We start from the raw sequence: 18756 nt of genomic DNA, 5'->3' as shown, positions 1-18756 counted from the left end.
AGTCTACAAAGTAACTGTGGGGTGGAGTAATTACTATTGTTGTTGGGGCGCACCTTCGTACTTGACTTGATCGATCAAAATTTAAATTATGATTGTTTCGATTGTTCCAAAGTCTGGATATATCAATTTAAAAAATTTTGAGCGGTCTAGATACCGCCGCCAATACTATTAAAGAAATTGCCAATCGCTGACCGGTGGGAAAACTATGGAAAATGATGCGGCTAACCTCTATTGCCCAAACGAACTTTGTCAGGCTCCCAACCCTATAACCCACAGCTTCTGCCAGCGATGCTCTACATCTTTACCCAAACGCTTCCTCTGGGCTGTGGCAGATGGTCTGAATTTGGGTAATCCTGGAGAGATATTAGCCACTCGCTATCTAGTCATAGATAAATATATTCTTTTAGATACTAAGCCTGGTTATTTACCCCAAACGCCAGACCCAGAAAAATTACAATCAATCAGACCTTATTTAAGATTAATTCCCTACCGCTTACATGTACCACAGGTATACGGTGTAGTTTCTTTATCAAATGGTAGTCAAGAGCAAGACATATTACTTTTAGAAAAACCGCCGCTAAAAATTATATATAGCGCCACTTCATTCGATGTACAGCTATGTGGTGAGTTAACTACGGCGTGGCGTGAAGCTACATCAATGCGTCAACTTAATTGGTTATGGCAGATAGCACAATTGTGGCAACCTCTGGCTAGTGAAGGTGTGGCCTCAAGCTTACTGACTCCCCAACTATTAAGGGTAGAAGGCTCCTTAGTCCGGCTACTGGAATTGCGTTATGAAGAGGATTCTGTAGCGAGTTTGGCCCATTTAGGAGAGTTTTGGCAACAGTTGGTAAGCACAGCAAAACCAGCGATCGCAGAATTTGTCAAAGAAATTTGTTATGCCTTGATCAAAGGAGAAATCCACACAGCCGAGCAACTAGTGAAAGTATTAGATAAAGGACTCTCAACACTAGGGCGTTCTCAATCTCCTGCCATCACAATTGCTACAGTCAGTGACACAGGTCCAAGTCGTCAACGCAACGAAGATGCCTGCTATCCACCCAGTGGTAGCATTATCAGCAAACCACCCCACTCCAGCGCTTTGGCAATAGTTTGTGATGGAATCGGCGGACACGAAGGTGGTAATGTCGCCTCAAATCTGGCGATTGAAACCATTCAACAGCAGGTACAAGAACTAACTAAAGTTCCTTACGACCACATTGATCCAAATTCCCTACTAGAAGATTTACAACGAGCGGCTGCTGTTGCCAACGACAAAATTAGCCAGCGCAACGATAGCGAGAGTCGCCAAGGACGCCAGCGGATGGGAACAACCTTGGTAATGGCTTTGCCTGTCGCCCATGAAATGTATATTGCTCATGTTGGTGATAGTCGTGCCTACTGGATTACGCGCCATGGTTGCTATCAAGTAACCCTTGATGATGATGTCGCTTCACGTGAAGTACGGTTGGGCTATGCTATTTATCGAGATGCCATCCAACAGGGTGCTTCTGGTTCCTTGGTACAAGCTTTAGGAATGAGTCCTAGCAGTTCATTACATCCTTCAGCAGAACGCTTTATTCTCGACGAAGATTGTATTTTTCTACTGTGTTCCGATGGTTTGAGTGACTTTGACCGTGTGGAACAGCACTGGGAGACAGAAATTTTACCGTTAATCCACGGTAAAACTGACGCAATGAGTGTGGTAGAGAAGTTACTAGAGATTGCTAACACCCAAAATGGACATGACAATGTCACCATTGCCCTAGTACACTACCAATTTAAATACTCAGAACCACAGACAAAACCACAATTTGTTTTGTCTGACATATCCGATATGGCAACTGTTAGCAGTGTTTACCCAGCCAAAACCCTACAACCTAAAACAGAAGGTGGTTATCATCAAAAAACCCAAGTCATTCCAGATACCCAGCCAAGTAAGCGACCGAATTTTGTGCCACTACAGTTGATTATCCTTGTAGGATTAGTGTTAGCTGCTGGTTTATTTGGGACTTTATGGATGCTCAATGGCGGAATCTTCGGTAAGAAAGAAAATGAGCCTGGGGTTCCCACAATTAAGAATACTCCCCTGGAAAAATCAGAGCCAGCTGTTGGGTCATCGACGCCAAGCGATCGCCTTGATCTCATTGAGACAACAACTAAGATACAACTATTAACAAATACATCACCTCCACAACAAGCGATCGCACCTGCTGGCAGTGTTTTGAGAATTCTCAATAGTCAAGTAATCACAGCACAACAGCAAAATCCAGATCAATTACTCTATGTGCGGATATGCTCTGTTGGAGATGGTGTCACTTCACCTACAAACCTATCTGACCCGTTAGCTCCTATACAGAGAAATCCTGCGGTGAAAGCAGGCGAAGTGTACAAACTACAATTATCCGAATACCAAAAATTATCACAGGCACAGGATATCTCTACACCCTCACAGGAAGTTATAGCTCAATGTCAGCCACAGCCTGATCGTACCTTTGCACCATCGAATCAACGAGAATCAGGTTCTAAACAGACTAAACCCCGTCGTCACACTGAATAGTCAAAAACTCGATAAACTAGTAGAAACCTGAAATAATACAGGTAAAAGTTAAAAGAAAAAATTCAACAAAAGGCAATTATTTTTGTTGTCTTTTGTAGCTGCGTTATTGAAAAATTTTGATTTTGATGTTTGTATGTAATGAATCCATCCCTGAACTTGGCGGTTAAGCGTCTCGTCAATGCTGGTCCCGACCATTTCGCTATTTGTGTGTTTGAAGCTCCCTACCCTGGCGCTCGTGATATCCATGATTGCGTCTGGTCAGCGGAGTTAACTCAAGTTTGGCGAAAGTGGCAGGAGATGTTTGCTCCTGACAGTTGCATAGATATTTCCCCCACAGCCATACCCACAACATCAAATCCACTCCCAAATGAGTTGCTTTCACCAACTTCTGGTCAGATGAGTTACACTAGTCATTTGATGCAACATTTGGGAATTAGCCTGTGGCGTTGGTTGTTCGATGGGCCAATCTTGGGCAGTCTGGAATACAGTAGTGGTATTGCCGCTGGTCAAAATACACGTTTGCGCTTTCGACTAGAAATTCGTGACCCAAATTTAACTGCTTTGCCGTGGGAAATTATGCAGCGCGAAGTTGGTCAGTCGGCAATGTCACTGTCTCAAAACATTTTATTTAGTCGTACTACTAATGAGGTTGAACCGCTACCACTGCGTTTGCGACCTGATCAATCATTAAATATTCTGCTAGTTCTGGGAGAGGATGAAAATAATCTCCAACTGGATAGAGAAGCTGCTATTTTAGAGCAAACTCTTTCTAATGGCTCTATAGTGGGAAGTCATAGCCAAGGATATGCACCTTGTACAGTCAAGACACTAGTGCAACCAACCCCACAGCAGTTGATCCAAGAACTAGAAACCAGAAATTACAATATTTTATTCTATGGAGGTCATGGCTCCCGAGGCCCCGATGGTGGGTATTTGCATTTGCGTCCTGGGATGCGTCTCAATGGTATGGAATTGGCACAAGTTCTCAGCCATACGGGAGTGAAATTAGCAGTTTTAAATGCCTGTTGGGGAGCGCAACCTGCTGCTGTTAACGGTCAGGCGATACCTTACAGCAGTTTGATCGAGGTGCTGATTCGCAATGGCGTTCCTGCTGCTTTAGGAATGCGTGACCAAATTGCTGACGAGGAAAGTCTGACTTTTATTCATACCTTTGTCCAAGCTTTGCGAAGGCGACTGCCAATCGACCATGCTGTAGCAGAAGCAAGACAACATCTATTGGCAGTTTATAGATTTAACCAACTGCCTTGGACATTACCTGTTCTCTATCTACATCCACAATTTGATGGCGAACTGATTCGGAGTTACGAAGAGGGTAATACGGAATTACCAGAAACTTCCATACCTGGTATGGCTTCTCTGCTGCCTATGGCTTGCTTGCGATCGGCTGGGATCACTTATAAACTGAAAACCGGAGTTACTCGCATCGGTCGTACTACAGATAATGACATTGTAATTCCACAACCCTCTGTTTCTCGACGCCAAGCTGAAATCTTGTGTCGGAATACTTTCACAGGCGCTAATCCAGTGCGAACATATTACCTAAGAGAAAACTCTACCTACGGTACAACTTGGATTTCCAGCTCTACTAATAGTGATTGGCAACAAATCCACCACCAGGAAGTTCTGCTGGAACCAGGAATGCAGTTAAAGTTTGGTAGTAGAAATAGTCATCCTTGGGAGTTTATGATTGAGAGTTCCTAAACTGAGGAGTCACAAAGGATTTTAGATTTTGGATTAGTCTGGGAGCTTGTACTATCAAGTAATTATCAGTCAGTTTATTTGTAGCCGAATTTACCATTTTGGGCAACTTACATACTAGAAGTAATTGTCCACAGTCAGGTAAAGAAAATCCTTACAACTTCTTATTTTCCCTAGCTGCTAGCCTTTTGACTCCGTGTTTTATTTCTATTTTTCAATCTCAGCAAAAAGCTTACAGAAAAACCAGCAGAATTAAACTTTGTGTGCGGAAATTAGATGGAAGCTGGTGTAGCTGTAAATACCACAAAATAATTAATCGGGAGACGACAAAATGAATAGACAAACCAACGGTTTAGAAAAACTCCAAACAATCCCCTCTCAAATCGAACTGGAATTTTTAGAAGCACTACTGCAACCAGAGGATGGCACTTATCCTTGGAATCCAGCTGATGAGCAATCAGAAGAATATTTTCATCACTTGGAAGAGCAGTTTTTGCTGCAAGATGTCCTAGAAGAAGAACTCACAACACGCTCTGAAGATTTTTACAATCATCTAGAAGCGCTATGGACTTCTCATGCTTTACCCTACAATCATACTACAGATAGTAACATAGTAATTCAACTTCAAGAAACTTTACAAAGCCGCTTAGCTACAGGCGTACCAAAACAATGGTTAAAGGCGATCGCTCAAAAAGCTGCTGATATTTGTACTACCCAACAATTAATGGCAGATAAACTAGTGGAATGTGTTCAGTCTGTATTACCTGGCTGGGGAGCTGAAGATTTATTGGTTTTGGCCCGTCCTTATGCTTATGCGATGCGGAGTAGCGAATCACAAAAGACCGCAGAAACTGTTCTTAACCGAATTGATGAACACGAATGGAAAAATCTATCTGAAATTGAACAAGCTAGAGTTAGTATGGCGATCGCTTACTATGCTTTGCAACAACTCAACAGCTTTCAGGGGGAAGCTTAAAAAAAATCTGTTTTCTTTTAGTCTGCTTCAATCTTTATACTTGCAAGCAACCTTATATTTACATGGCGCTTGTCTTGCAAACTTTGTGGAATGTTCTAATTTATTCTCTCAAGTTATAGAACATTTATCGTATCCGGAAATTATCAAATTGCAAGACCTGCGTCATCTACCTAAAGAGGGAAAAAATATGTTCGTTCTCAATGAGGTGGAGTCTGGAATAGATAAAATTTTACGGGTACACAGCTGTGTACCCCTATTTACAATCTAGTGAAGTTTATACTATTTCAAAAAATTCTTGATACAAACCTTCTGCACCTGGTGACGCCAAGTGCTTTTAGAGAATTTTAGAGAAACGGTATTACTTCGGGCCAAGAAAGCGGGTAGCAAAATTATGCTCTCTTGTTGGTGATAGCGCCCTGGCTTTGAGAATAGCAGCCATCAAAAAAGCGTAAGATAATACACCAACAACCACTAACAATAAGCCGTTGATCGTTCCCGTAGCATTCCATAAAGCATGAAGTCCTGCGGCAGTTAAATAGCCAACGAGCAAAATCTGCCAACTTTTCCTGGGCTTGAGAACAGCTAAACCGATGAAATAGCCCAGATAGCCACTGTAAGCCATATGTCCTGCCACAGAACCCAAGATGCGGGGAATCAGCAGTTGCAATCCTGCTAGTTGACCAGCACCATCCCCAGCCTGGAAAGTCACACTTTGAATAATTTGCGGTACATACTGCCCCAATGTCTCTAACAGAGTAAATCCTACAGCAGAAGCGGTTCCTAGAAGAATACCATCAAGAGGTTCCCAGACACCGATACGTTCTCGCCAAGGTGATGATAAACTTCTAGCGATCGCATAAGCTCCCAGTATTGGTAGGGCTTTGAGTAATTCTTCCATCAACCCAGCACCAAAAAAGTACCGAATGAGTAATTCTGTAAAGGTAACGGATTCCTGCTGATTTGCAGGCAAACTACCAGGTAGAACTTCACGAAAGAAGAAAATAAAAAAATCTGTGAGAGGACTCAGCAAGATCAACATTGTTGTCAATCCTGAACCCATCAACACCCACCAAGGCTTGCGTTTTCCACACAACTGGTAAATAAAGTAATAGGCGGCAAAAGCTATGTAAGTCCCCACAACTACTTGATTCGCTTGGGGATCGCCGACAGTGGCAAACATCAGTACTACAAAGACGACCGTAAGAACACCAGGGATAAGATAGGCTTTACGAGTTAAATCTTTACCAGTAGAAATAATGGGAAACAGTTGTGTAAAACTAACCGAAGAATCTGGTATGTTTGTGTTTTGGTAGCCAGCCGGTGGTAGGGATGTGGCTTCGGCAATGGAAGATATTACAGTAGATTGATGGTTAAATTCGTACTCAAACAACAATTCCGGGCCATCATAGCCAAGAGTAATGCGATCGCCACTTACCAATTGCTGACAACCTTGCAAGCGTTGTCCATTGAGATAAGTACCATTAGCACTGTTCAAATCACAAATTACCCAACCTAATTCGCTATCTGGGGAGGGAGGAAGAGGACGAACCACCGCATGACGACGAGATACCATGCGGTAAATCATGGCATCTAAGACAACTTGACAGCTAGGGTCACGTCCAATTACTACTTCTTTAGTGGGAAACAGCGAATAGCGAAAATCAGACCCATAAGCTGCCCCATTACCAGACACTAGCCGCAGAAATGCATTTTGTCTTGCGTATTTGCCTGTCATCGAGTTGCAGGGTATAAACTATTGCAAAAATATAATTGGCAGTAAGAATTAATCCTAGCTGCACTAATTAGCAGAATTGCTAAATCCACTATAGCTTCACTCTTTGCTCAGGAATTATAAATTATAAAAATCAAAATAAATGATATCTTGTGTTCCTGACAGTTAGACAACATCAGCTTTAGACATTAGATGAGCTTGGTTCATTATTTGGTTATCAGTGATCAGTTTTGTCAATTGAGTAACTTCCTCAAATATAGTTTTGAGGGAGTTTTTACTGTTCACTGATAACTTTTGACTGAATTTAGCCAACTTTAGCTATCTCAACATGTTCAATCTTGGTACCAAGTACCTTCAGAAATTCTGCTAACCAACGAGGATGGGCTGGCCAAGCGGGTGCAGTCACCAAGTTACCATCAACTATTGCCTCATCAGCTGGAATCTCGACATAATGACCACCTGCACGGTGTACATCCGGTCCACAAGCAGGATAAGCAGTACAACTCTTTCCTACTAACACATCTGCTGCTGCTAGTAATTGTAAACCGTGACATATAGCAGCTATTGGTTTGTTTGCTTGGGCAAAGTGACGAGTAATTTCTAACACCTTTTGATGCAAACGGATATACTCTGGTGCGCGTCCTCCAGGGATGACTAGAGCATCGTAAGTGTCAGGATTTACTTCATCAAAAGTGGCATTTAAAGTAAAGTTGTGACCTGGTTTTTCACTATAAGTTTGATCTCCCTCAAAGTCATGAACAGCAGTTCGCACCTTTTCGCCTGCTTGTTTGTTGGGACAAACTGCATGAACAGTATGTCCTACCATTTGTAGTGCTTGAAAGGGAACCATAACTTCGTAGTCTTCTACATAATCCCCAACGAGCATTAAAATTTTCTTGGCAGCCATATTTTATATCCTCCCTTGTATGGTAAAAATAATTTCACAAGCACCTATATGATTTTGATGTCCTGATGTCTTTGTATTATCAGATACTTTATATCAAAAACTTTGCTTCAGTAAAAGTTCCAAGATTTTTTATAACAAATTAAATTCCTTCAAAGCCGGTAAAAAGTTTTTATTCTCATGATGAGAACGGCTCAATTTAATTAGGGCAAAACGCTGTAAATCAGTTAGAGTTGACCAGTGTTCAGTGGTAATAGTAACACCCATTTTTTGAGCTTTTTCATACACACTAGTTGGTACAGTAGTGGTATCCATCCAAGCTGGATGAGATTCAACAGGTAACTCAGCTACAGGCATACCAGTGCGTTGTAAAATCAAATCTTGAATGTATTTCCGATAGGCTTGAATGTCAGATTCTGTAGTGCAAGGTAGTTCAACAAGTTGTTGACGCTCTACTTGAGTCATGTGATTCCAATCTGATAACTTCAGTTTGATACCACAAGTATCGAGCTTACAACGTACCTGCATTGGGATACAACGCAGAGAGTCAACAAAATCCGATTCAAACTGAAAAAATTCTGTTGCCATAATTAACTTTGAGCAAAACCAAAGAACAATAAAAGTCATTACTGTAGGGATAAAACGCTTTGCGCCCTACCCTATATTTAATTTTTGCTAGTCGTTTTACGAACTATCCAATAACTAATTGAAAGGGCAAGTAAAGCAATACCTAAACCGATGATATCAATTCCTGAAACTTTTTCTAGATCTAAAATAATAATTTTACGCGCAACGGCAATTAAAGAAGTTACAATCACTAATTCTACTTGTAGAACATGTTTTTTGAGATAACCTGTGATATTTTCGAGAATTTCTAAAGCAATCAAAATATTTAAAAATAAGCCAAAAATTGTAAATAAAGTTTTGTTAAATTTGCCATATGGCGTATCAAATAATTCTTTTAACAAAAAAATACCTAAATCAAATACAGCTACAAAAATTACTACCACCATCATCACAGAGAGAATTTTTGATACAAGCACCTCTATATTTTCAATCAGGTGCATAAAGTTTTCATCTTGTCCTGTTTCCCGAATGCGCTTAAACAGTTTTCTCATCTGCCACACCCTCTGCTAGATAATCGGTGATAGCAATTACATAACTTGGTTATGATTCCAGGGTCAACCCCTTGGGGAAAATAATACTAATTTGAATTCAAAGATATTACCTGCCAAATGGATAAGGAAGACAAGGGAGAAAGGTTGCGCTGTATGAACTAAACTTCCTAAAAAAGTTCATAAAAGTCAGCCTAACGCTTACTACTAGCTAGTTATCTTCGTTGTGGCTTTTTTTAGTAGCAATAAGATTGTTTTGAGCGAATATTATCGCTCAGCCGAAATAATAACTGATATCTTGTACCAGATTTTCAGAGTGCCAATAAATAAATTTATTTTTCACCACAAAGACACGAAGACACGAAGAAAACTTATTGTCTGGGATGGTACTATCATGAGGATCACTAACCACTAACTAATTCCTCTATTGCACTAGCATCAGTTGGCAAAGTATCTGTTAGGATTTCGCTGCCATTTTTTGTAACTAAAATATCATCTTCAATGCGGATGCCACGTACATCAGCAAATTGAGATAAACGTTCCCAGTTAACTGTGTATTGGTAGATGGAACGTACTTTTTGATCGTTGATAATCGCTGGGATTTGATAAAAACCAGGCTCAATTGTTACTAACATACCTGCCTGTAAAGGACGATTTAAACGCAAATAGCTTAAACCAAAGCGATCGCTCCTTTTTCTTCCTGGTTCATATCCGGCTAAATCGCCCAAGTCTTCCATATCATGGACATCTAAACCCAGTAAATGACCAATACCATGGGGAAAAAATAAGGAATGGACATCCCTTGCTACTAAATTTTCGGCATCTCCTCGCAAAATGCCTAAATCTACTAAACCTTGAGTAATAACGGTACATGCCAACAGATGAATATCTCGGTATTCTACACCAGGCTGCACCTGGGCAATACAAGTATCATGGGCTGCCAAGACTACATCATAAATATCTCGTTGGGTAGATGAAAATTTTCCACTTACAGGCCAGGTACGAGTGACATCACTAGCCCAACCCATTTCTGTTTCAGCACCGACATCGGCAAGTAATAAGTCACCTGGTTGTAGGGGATGGTGATATTGTTCGTTATGAAGAATTTCGCCGTGAACAGTGACGATACTTTGGTAGGCAGTAGTCATGTTGTGGGCAATGATGACTTTTTCCATGGCTGCGCGTACTTCTGCTTCTATTTTGGCGCTAGTTGTTGCAGCCATACCTGCTTTATGTGCCTCAATGGTAACAGCAGCAGCTTTTCGCAATTCGGCTAAGGCTCCTTGATCGTGGATGAGACGTAAATCAATAATGGCTTGGGCTAATTCTAAGTCAATGCCTTGCAGTTGGTTTTGTGGCAGTACCCATCTATTCAACAGTTGTGATTGTTGTGTCCAAGTGGCTGGATCTTGGACAGGAATTGTTGCTGCTCCTTCTAGGTGTAGCTGTAATTCTGCCATGGGATAGGCTGCATCTGCCCCGATTTGAGTGGCTATTTCTTCTCGACTGGGCATTTCACCATGCCAAAGGGCGTTACTAGGGGTGGGATCATCCATGAATAGTTCCAGTTTGCCTGCTTCGAGGCGAATAGCGGCATTTGGTAGAGGTAATCCTGTAAAGTAGAGAAAATGGCTGCTAGCCCGGAAAGGAAAAACATTGGCTGGAAAATTGCGTGGACTGCTGTTTCCTGACCAAAGAATTGCAGGAAAATCAATGTGGCTAGCTAATTTTTGTCTGCGCTGGCGTAGGGTCTCAATCAGAGAAATGCAGGTATTATGGGTGAGCATGGCACAGTTCTCAGTTATCAGTTTCATTATTTATGTGATGAGTGGTGATTGTAAAATCAATTTTTAGCGAAAATACACTCTAAAACAAAGGATTTTATAACCCGAGTTAAATCCTCATAAAATCACTTGTATAATGCGAGGGTTGTATGAAACAAAAAGAAAATTTATTTGTAATAGTGCTGAGTATGGCAGTGGGATTATCATCCCTTGTTTTTATTAGCACTTGGTTGTTTGATCAGTATTTGCCTTCGATCACAACCACGAAAAACTACTCGAAAAAAGAAACGATAAAGAAATTAATAGTTTCGGGTAATGATTTCAGTGGCTACAGTACTTTCCGTGGTCAGGCTTTCCAGAAAACCCTTAAAGAACTTGGATTAGAAGATGTACGTTATCAACAGGAATTAAGCTTTAGTAAATTGGCAGAGCACCTGAATCAGGGAAAAGTTGATATTATACTGACAACACTCGACCAGTTTCTTGTCAATCCAACTAAGGGGAAAATAGTTGGCTTGATTGATACAACTGTTGGGGCTGATGCGGTAGTCCTGAATACGAAAAAATATCCCAATCTAAAATCTTTAATAGATCTACCTCAACTGATCCAACAAGCAAATACCAAAGGACAACAGTTGAGTATTGCTTTTGCAGGTGATACTCCGAGTGAGTATCTAGCAATGGTTCTGAGTAGTAAATTTGAAGCATTCAAGTTATCAGATTTCCAACTTAAGAAAGTAGCGGATGCTGGTGAAGCTTGGAAATTGTTGCAAGACCCGAATGAAAATGTTGCGATCGCCATTGTTTGGGAACCTTATGTGAGTCAGGCTCGACAACAAGGGTATACAGTAGTTTTATCTAGCAAGGATGCCCCAGGCACAATTATTGATGTGATCGTTGCCAGCGATCGCCTTGTGCAATCTCAGCCTGGGGTTATCGAACAATTTTTATCGGCTTACTATCGGGAGATGGATGCCAATATACGTGATGCTTCACGCTTGCAAACAGAAATAGCTGCTGTGAGCAATCTATCTCCTAGAGAAGCAGTAATTGCCATTAGAGGTATCGATTTTTTCACCTCTTTAGAAGCCCAAAAATGGCTCACAGACGGCACACTTAATAAAAAAATCCGCTCAACTGCGGCAGTGCTAACATTAGCAGGAAAACGGAAAGAACTTCCCTTGAGTTCAGAGAGTTTATACAAGTCTGAATTAATTGCCAAGGCTGCACAAAATACAAAAAATCTGATTGATGAAGTCCGTTCTGACAATCCAGACTTAGCGAAGAAGCTTGAAGGTCAGGAGATGGCTTCGATTCCCAATTTAAACCAGAACCAAATTGGAACTGCCCCTAATATTGGTAACTTGCAATTGCGAGGAGAGGTCAAATTCAAGACAGATTCAGCACTACTGACCAATGAAGCTCGTCTGACCCTAGATAAACTAGCTCAGGAAATTGGAGATTTCAACGAACAAACAGTTGCACTACGAGTCATTGGTCATACTTCTGCGACTGGCGATCCTGAAGCTAATCAAAAGCTAAGTCAACAAAGGGCAGAGGAAGTAGTCCAATATTTACGTCAGCGTGGCTTGAACCATAATATCTTTGCTGAAGGCAAAGGTTCAAAAGAAGCGTTGCCAGGATTACCCGGTGAAGATCGCCGTAATCAACGTACGGAAATTCGCTTAGTTCGTGTTGGTAACTAGTACACCTTCATATCAACACAAGCTAGGTAAAACAATTTATAATTGTGTTTTTCTTGGGCACGGTTTGCATCTACCTTTACTTAAGACACTACTCACGGAAGCCGATGAGAGTGTTTACGTGCCTCCGCGGTTCATTATTTTACCCGTCTAACTTGCTTTGGTGAACCACTAGTAAATAATCAATGATTTTTTGTCTTTGTCACGCCAATATTCTCATAAGCTATTAATTAAGTGATAATTATGGGTGTTTCCACTAAATTATATGAAACCACGTGCTTTACTAGCTTTATTTGTCATATTTTTAATCAGTTTGATTGTAACAGTTAGTTGCACTCGACAAACCACCACACCGACTACGAACACTGCAACGCCTGTAGTAACTACTCCCATAAAATTAGGTTTAAATATTTGGGCTGGGTTCTTTCCGTGGGAAGTAGCTAAAAAAGAAAAGCTGTTTGAAGCGAATAAAGTCAATGTAGATTTGAAGTGGTTTGATGCTTATTTGGACTCAATTAATGCTTTGAGAGCAGGTCAACTAGATGCGAACGGTCAAACGTTAAACGATGTGATCAGTTCCGTCGCAGCTGGCTCAGATCAAATCGTTGTTCTAACCATTGATAACTCAACTGGTAGCGACAAAGTAATTGTCCGCGAAGGCATTAATAGTATCGCTGATCTTAAAGGTAAAAAAGTTGCTGCTGAAGAAGGAACCGTTGACCACTTTCTCATACTTTTAGGATTAGCAAAGGCAGGTTTAACTCAGGCAGATATTGAATTTCGACCACTAGAAACGGGTGCAGCAGCAGCAGCTTTTGTAGCAGGACAAGTTGATGCTGTCGGAGTATTTGCACCCTTTACTACAAAGGCTTTATCCCGTCCTGGGAGTAAAGAATTATTCAGTTCTAAAGACTTCCCTGGTGCAATTTCCGATCATTTAGTGGTTAGTCGCAAAACACTGAACGAGCGTCCTCAAGATGTTCAAGCTTTGGTAAATAGTTGGTTTGCAACCCTAGATTTTATCAGAGCTAATCCCCAAAAGTCTTATGAAATTATGGCGGAACGTGCTGGAGTTTCAGTCTCAGAATATAAAAATTTCTCATCAGGTGTGACACTGTTAGGACTGTCCGAGAATTTGAAAGCATTTCGCCCAGGTCAAGACATGACATCATTACAGTATGCTGCTGGAGAAATTAGCAATTTTCTTATTCAAACAGGTCTAGCTAAACAGGCGCCTGATCTGAGCAAATTATTTGACGATCGCTTTGTCAAGGCCTATGCTGCGCAAAAAAAATCATAGCCAAAATAGCAAAGGTTTAAAAGTAATCTATTCTGGGCATCTTCAAAAAATGTTCCCAGGATCTAGTTTTTGGCGAGTGGCTGAGGATATACCGCAAAATCTGGCATGGACTTTAATGTTTTTGTCCATTGCTGTTCCTCTTGTACTTTGGTGGGCAATTACTAGCACTGGTTTGATTTCACCACTATTTCTGCCTTCTTTAGGTCAAGTTTTGGGTGCATTTCAAAGACTTTTAGTAAGTGGGGATTTGCAAACAGATACCGCCTTTAGTTTATTTCGAGTATCGGTTGGATTTTTACTGGTGACCGTTGTTTCCGTGCCATTAGGGTTGTTAATGGGGGCTTTTGCTAGTGTTCAGGCACTTCTTGAACCGATAATTGGTATTGTGCGCTACATGCCAGCTCCAGCGTTTATTCCCTTACTAATCTTGTACTTTGGTGTGGAAGAAACGTCAAAAATTATGCTGATTTTTATCGGTAATGTGTTCTTCAATATCCTAATGGTTATGGACGCGGTGAAGTTTGTGCCCAAGGAGTTATTGGATACCACTTATACTTTAGGTGCAAACAAAAGACAGATTTTACTGCAAGTTATCTTGCCATTTATTCTCCCCACCGTGATTAATGCTTGTCGGGTAAATATGGCGGGGGCTTGGAACTTGGTGATTGTTTCTGAATTAGTGGCCGCGACAGAAGGGTTAGGTCGCCGGATTAGCGTTGCTCAAAGATTTCTCAAGACTGATGAAATTTTTGCAAGTTTGATTGTTATTGGCTTGATTGGTTTGGTGTTTGATTTATTGTTTCAATTGTTACTGCGTATAAGCTGTAAATGGGCTGTAGACTAATTAGATTTCTGCTGTTCAAGCTAGGGGAAAAGAAAGTGGAAGTTTACTACGGATATTTATGAAGTTCAATTTGGATCTGAAAAGAACTGCTTTAATCAGTATTGACTTTCAAACCTATGTCTTTACAGGTGGTTCTTTAGCAATAGTGGGAGCAGCAGAAGTATTACCTAAGGCGAAGCAAGTTCTTGTTGCTGCTCGACAAGCCAAACTGCCCATCATCCATACTCAGGAAGTTCATCGTAAACAAATGGTAGATTTTGGTCGAGAGTTAGACGGTGCAGAGCAAGTTCATTGTTTGGAAACATGGCCTGGTACTGAAATTTATAAGGAACTCACTCCCATGGAAGGAGAATTTGTAATTGTTAAACGCCGCTATAGTTGCTTTTTTAGCACGGATTTGGAGATTCTCTTGCGAGGGTTAAAAGTTGACACTTTGGTTTTTATGGGGACAATGACTAATGTTTGCGTTCACTATACAGCCGTAGATGCCCACCAGCGGGACTATTATTTTCATGTGATTGCAGATTGTTGTGCTGGCTCTGATTGGGAGGCTCACTGGTCTGCCCTCAAGGCTATGGAATACTTACAAGCAGGTGCTTGTATTTCACACACAGACTTCCTGAAGGCTACGATGTTTTCAGTTTAGAAAGGAGTTAAAGTTGAGCATATCAGTACGAGCAGTTATCAGTTTTCATTACTGGCGAAACACTGTACTCATGTGTGTCGGGCTTTGCTAGTGCTTATTTCCAGAATATGCCTGATAACTGTTCACTGAATTTAATTTCTAATCATCATCATCGTCATCATCGTTATTTTGTCGTTGGTTATTTTCTCTGTCGTCATCATCGTCATCTGACTCTGATTGATTTGTGTTATTCTCTTGTTGTTCTTGAGCTTCACCTCCTACACCAAAGTTACAGGCAACTAATCCCCCTGGTAAGATGACTAAGCTAGCAGCAGCAAGAATAGCCCAAATGTCTTTTTTTCTCCAACGCTCGATATGGAACATAGATTTGATGTTTTGAAACTTTACTTATTTTTAAGGTACTGCGAGTTGGAATTTTGAAGTTAGAGACGCTAGAGAATCGGATGCAAAAGAGAACGGGAAACAGGCAATAGCAAAGAGATACAGCGATTTATGTTTCTGGGAAAATGGATAAATATTTTTGCGTCGGTACGTACTTAAATTTAATTGTTATTTGCGATCGCTTTTAAGTTTGTGGCAAATGTGATTTCATTCATATTTTGTGATTAACGTTAATTTAATAAGTGCGAGCTCATTGTTAAATTATAGAAATGTCTCCTAAACCTAAAGCGCCAGTTAATCCTGTACAATCCTGTGACTGGCCGATTGAACAACTACCAGGATTATCTCAGCAAGAAATATCTCAACTGCAAAATTGCGGTATTTCCACCACAAAAGCACTAATTGCACAAAGTCAAACTCTCCAGGCTAAAGTGAAACTCGCCAATAAACTGCAAATTCATCTTCAGTATGTCAATAAATGGGTAGCACTAGCCGATTTAGCCCGAATTCCTAGCGTTGGTACTCAGTATTGTGGATTGTTACTTCATGCTGGTGTCGGTTCTGTAGCCTTGCTGGCGACAATTCCCACTCACAGATTACACAAACAAATTTTGCGCTTGCAAGTGGCGACGATGCAAAGGCGAGATTTATGTCCTGCTGTTGAGCAAGTACAGCAGTGGATTCAACAAGCTCAAGCGATCGCCTAATCTTTAGCTAACACACCATTAAGGAAAATATCAGCAAGTCCTTCTGCCATTTGCTGCATTTGTTGAGGGGAAGCATCAGGTTCCATCAGGGTATTGTGAGAAAAACCTGCGATCGCAAACATTCCCAAAAATACTTTCGCTACCAATTTGGCATCCATTTGGCGATAAATACCTTTATCCATGGCCGTTTGGAAAAAGGCTTCGGCAACATCAGTCATTTTGTCAATCACTTCTGACTGGATGCGATCGCGTAAATCTGGGTGAAATTGTGCTTCCATGAAACACACCCGCATCAAGTCGGCACTTTTTTGCATGTTCCACATCCGGCGGCGCATTACCTGCGCCACTGCTTTATAACTGCCCATTTCACTTAATTCTGTCAGCAAATCGGTGAGAATCTCCACCCAGCCAGCAGTCGCTACCTCTACCAAAATGGCCTTTTTATTTGGAAAATGACGAAATAGCGTCCCTTCCGCAACTCCAGCAGCCTGTGCTAAGTCGCGGGTGGTGGTGCCATCAAATCCCTGGGAGGCAAACAAGCGCCGTGCTGCCTGTAAAATACGGCCACGGGTTTGTGCCTCTGATGGCGGAGGAGAATTAAAAACGCGCATAACAGTTATAGTGAAATATCCGGAACAGGACTCGTAGCATTATTGTCTTACAACAAGTACAAAAAACACAGAAAGCTTAATACAAGATTAACGCTCTACTCGCAAGTACCCCGGGTTTTCAGTAACAAAACTTTACTTCTAATTTTGCTTATGAATCATGCCAATTTTGGATTGCCAATGTTGAAACACAAAGCAAGTCGTCTGATCGCCATTTTGCTTTTAGCATTGACTTTGTGGTGGGGATTATCACCAGAAGTTGCTTTCGCTAAAACTCAAACTCCACCAGCCCAAAGCTCAATCCAACCCTATCTGGATCGAGTGATTAAGCAGTTGACGGAGTTTCGCCTCGACAATGGGATGAAGTTTATTGTCTTGGAACGTCACCAAGCACCAGTTGTTTCTTTTCTTACCTATGCTGATGTTGGTGGTGTTGATGAACCAGATAAAAAAACTGGTGTAGCCCACTTTTTAGAACATTTAGCTTTTAAGGGTACCACGAGGATTGGTACAAAAGACTACGAAGCAGAAAAGCCCCTGCTAGACAAATTAGATCAACTAGCTGCCCAAATTGAAGCTGCCCAAGCTGCTGGCAAAAAAGAGGAAGTGGCTAAGTTGACAGCGCAATTTGAGCAAGTAGAAGCACAAGCAGCCAAACTTGTCAATCAAAATGAACTGGGACGAATTGTGGAACAGGCGGGAGGTGTAAATTTAAATGCTAATACCTCCACAGAAGCCACCCGTTATTTTTACAGCTTTCCTGCTAACAAGTTGGAATTGTGGATGTCGCTGGAGTCAGAACGTTTTCTTGAGCCTGTATTCCGGGAGTTTTATAAAGAAAAAAATGTGATTTTGGAAGAACGACGCCTGCGGGTAGACAATTCTCCAATTGGAATGATGTTAGAAAAGTTTATCGATACAGCTTTCCAACTCCACCCCTACAGGCGTCCAATTATTGGTTATGACGAAGATATCCGCAACTTGACACGGGAGGATGTACAAAAGTTTTTCGATGCGTACTATGTGCCGAGTAATTTAACTATGGCTGTTGTGGGAGATGTTAACCCCAAGGAAGTTAAAAGACTAGCGCAAATCTACTTTGGGCGCTACAAAGCAAAACCCAAGGCTGTGGCAAAACTGCCAGTGGAACCACCACAGAAACAAACGCGGGAAGTGACAGTCAAGTTAAATTCTCAACCTTGGTACCTAGAAGGTTATCATCGTCCGGCACTTACCCATCCAGATGATGCTGTTTATGAAATTATTGCTAGTTTGCTGAGTGATGGACGGACATCACGTCTGTATAAATCTTTGGTGGAAAAACAGCAATTAGCACTTTCAGCCCAAGGTTTTAGTGGTTTTCCCGGAAATAAGTATCCGAATTTGATGTTATTTTATGCTCTCACGGCTCCGGGTCATACGGTTGATGAAGTCGCGATGGCTTTACGCCAGGAAATTGACAGACTCAAGACGGAACCCGTGTCAGCGATGGAATTAGATCGAGTCAAAACTAAAGCAAGGGCAGAATTGTTGCGATCGCTTGATTCTAACATGGGGATGGCGCAGCAGTTGTTGGAGTATGAGGTGAAAACTGGTTCTTGGCGAAACTTATTTAAGCAGTTGGAGCAATTGCAAGCTGTGAGCGCTGCGGATGTTCAGCGAGTAGCAAAGGCAACTTTTACATCCGAGAATCGCACCATTGGTAAATTGTTGTCACAACAAGGATGAGGAAAAAACAAGAGGTATGAAGAGGTATAAAAGAACAGGCAAAAAGCAG

The 18756-nt window shown here is 41.3% G+C and carries 16 protein-coding genes; 9 read left to right on the top strand and 7 right to left on the bottom strand.

All coding sequences use genetic code 11. The annotated features are described in order from the left end of the window. Positions 1-205 precede the first annotated feature (205 nt). The 3 genes from NIES592_RS16595 (at position 206) to NIES592_RS16585 (ending at position 5255) form a co-directional block, all read left to right on the top strand. Positions 206-2560: a PP2C family protein-serine/threonine phosphatase gene (locus NIES592_RS16595; protein ID WP_073556328.1), complete on the top strand. Its 2355-nt coding sequence runs from the start codon at positions 206-208 to the stop codon at positions 2558-2560. Positions 2561-2698: 138 nt separating this feature from the next. Next, positions 2699-4282: a CHAT domain-containing protein gene (locus NIES592_RS16590; RefSeq protein WP_073556327.1), complete on the top strand. Its 1584-nt coding sequence runs from the start codon at positions 2699-2701 to the stop codon at positions 4280-4282. Positions 4283-4610: 328 nt separating this feature from the next. Further along, positions 4611-5255 carry a hypothetical protein gene (locus NIES592_RS16585; protein WP_016871094.1) on the top strand — a complete coding sequence of 215 codons (645 nt, stop codon included), beginning with the start codon at positions 4611-4613 and terminating at the stop codon, positions 5253-5255. Positions 5256-5613: 358 nt separating this feature from the next. Here NIES592_RS16585 and NIES592_RS16580 read toward each other — a convergent pair whose 3' ends face one another. The 5 genes from NIES592_RS16580 to NIES592_RS16560 form a co-directional block, all read right to left on the bottom strand. After that, entirely contained in the window at positions 5614-6990 is a 1377-nt protein-coding gene (locus NIES592_RS16580; protein WP_073556326.1) for a PrsW family glutamic-type intramembrane protease, read from the bottom strand. A 301-nt stretch (positions 6991-7291) separates the two neighbouring features. Next, the gene (locus tag NIES592_RS16575) at positions 7292-7894 is read right to left on the bottom strand and encodes a DJ-1/PfpI family protein (protein ID WP_009458536.1); all 603 of its coding nucleotides are present in this window, start codon (positions 7892-7894) and stop codon (positions 7292-7294) included. Positions 7895-8023: 129 nt separating this feature from the next. Beyond that, a complete protein-coding gene (locus NIES592_RS16570; RefSeq protein WP_062250455.1) occupies positions 8024-8479 on the bottom strand; it encodes a nitrate reductase associated protein in 456 nt (151 codons plus the stop codon). Positions 8480-8556: 77 nt separating this feature from the next. After that, a complete protein-coding gene (locus NIES592_RS16565) occupies positions 8557-9009 on the bottom strand; it encodes a phosphate-starvation-inducible PsiE family protein (protein ID WP_009458534.1) in 453 nt (150 codons plus the stop codon). A gap of 401 nt (positions 9010-9410) precedes the next feature. Further along, a complete protein-coding gene (locus tag NIES592_RS16560; protein WP_062244921.1) occupies positions 9411-10793 on the bottom strand; it encodes an aminopeptidase P family protein in 1383 nt (460 codons plus the stop codon). Positions 10794-10939: 146 nt separating this feature from the next. On the opposite strand from NIES592_RS16560, the gene NIES592_RS16555 reads away from it, so the two are divergent. The 4 genes from NIES592_RS16555 to NIES592_RS16540 all read left to right on the top strand — a co-directional run bounded on the left by NIES592_RS16555 (position 10940) and on the right by NIES592_RS16540 (position 15283). After that, entirely contained in the window at positions 10940-12496 is a 1557-nt protein-coding gene (locus NIES592_RS16555) for an OmpA family protein (RefSeq protein ID WP_062244924.1), read from the top strand. A gap of 262 nt (positions 12497-12758) precedes the next feature. After that, on the top strand, positions 12759-13793 hold the full coding sequence (locus NIES592_RS16550; protein ID WP_009458530.1) for an ABC transporter substrate-binding protein: 1035 nt from the start codon (positions 12759-12761) through the stop codon (positions 13791-13793). 49 nt (positions 13794-13842) lie between these two features. Beyond that, on the top strand, positions 13843-14637 hold the full coding sequence (locus tag NIES592_RS16545; RefSeq protein WP_371915105.1) for an ABC transporter permease: 795 nt from the start codon (positions 13843-13845) through the stop codon (positions 14635-14637). A 58-nt stretch (positions 14638-14695) separates the two neighbouring features. Next, positions 14696-15283: a cysteine hydrolase family protein gene (locus NIES592_RS16540; RefSeq protein WP_062244929.1), complete on the top strand. Its 588-nt coding sequence runs from the start codon at positions 14696-14698 to the stop codon at positions 15281-15283. A 138-nt stretch (positions 15284-15421) separates the two neighbouring features. On the opposite strand, the gene NIES592_RS16535 is transcribed toward NIES592_RS16540, so the two are convergent. Then, complete coding sequence (locus NIES592_RS16535) at positions 15422-15646, bottom strand: hypothetical protein (protein ID WP_073556324.1); 225 nt, start codon at positions 15644-15646, stop codon at positions 15422-15424. Between the two features lie 287 nt (positions 15647-15933). Between NIES592_RS16535 and NIES592_RS16530 the strand changes: the two genes are divergently transcribed. Then, a complete protein-coding gene (locus NIES592_RS16530) occupies positions 15934-16371 on the top strand; it encodes a DUF4332 domain-containing protein (protein ID WP_062244935.1) in 438 nt (145 codons plus the stop codon). Here the strand turns inward: NIES592_RS16530 and NIES592_RS16525 are convergent. Then, positions 16368-16982, bottom strand: a complete 615-nt coding sequence (locus NIES592_RS16525; RefSeq protein WP_009458512.1) for a TetR/AcrR family transcriptional regulator — start codon at positions 16980-16982, stop codon at positions 16368-16370. The two genes, NIES592_RS16530 and NIES592_RS16525, sit on opposite strands and share 4 nt — an antisense overlap. A 150-nt stretch (positions 16983-17132) precedes the next feature. On the opposite strand from NIES592_RS16525, the gene NIES592_RS16520 reads away from it, so the two are divergent. Beyond that, complete coding sequence (locus tag NIES592_RS16520; protein WP_073556323.1) at positions 17133-18707, top strand: M16 family metallopeptidase; 1575 nt, start codon at positions 17133-17135, stop codon at positions 18705-18707. The last annotated feature ends 49 nt before the right edge of the window (positions 18708-18756 follow it).

Source organism: Fischerella major NIES-592, assembly GCF_001904645.1.
GTDB classification, from domain to species: domain Bacteria; phylum Cyanobacteriota; class Cyanobacteriia; order Cyanobacteriales; family Nostocaceae; genus Fischerella; species Fischerella thermalis.
This window is presented reverse-complemented; position numbering and strand designations above follow the sequence as displayed.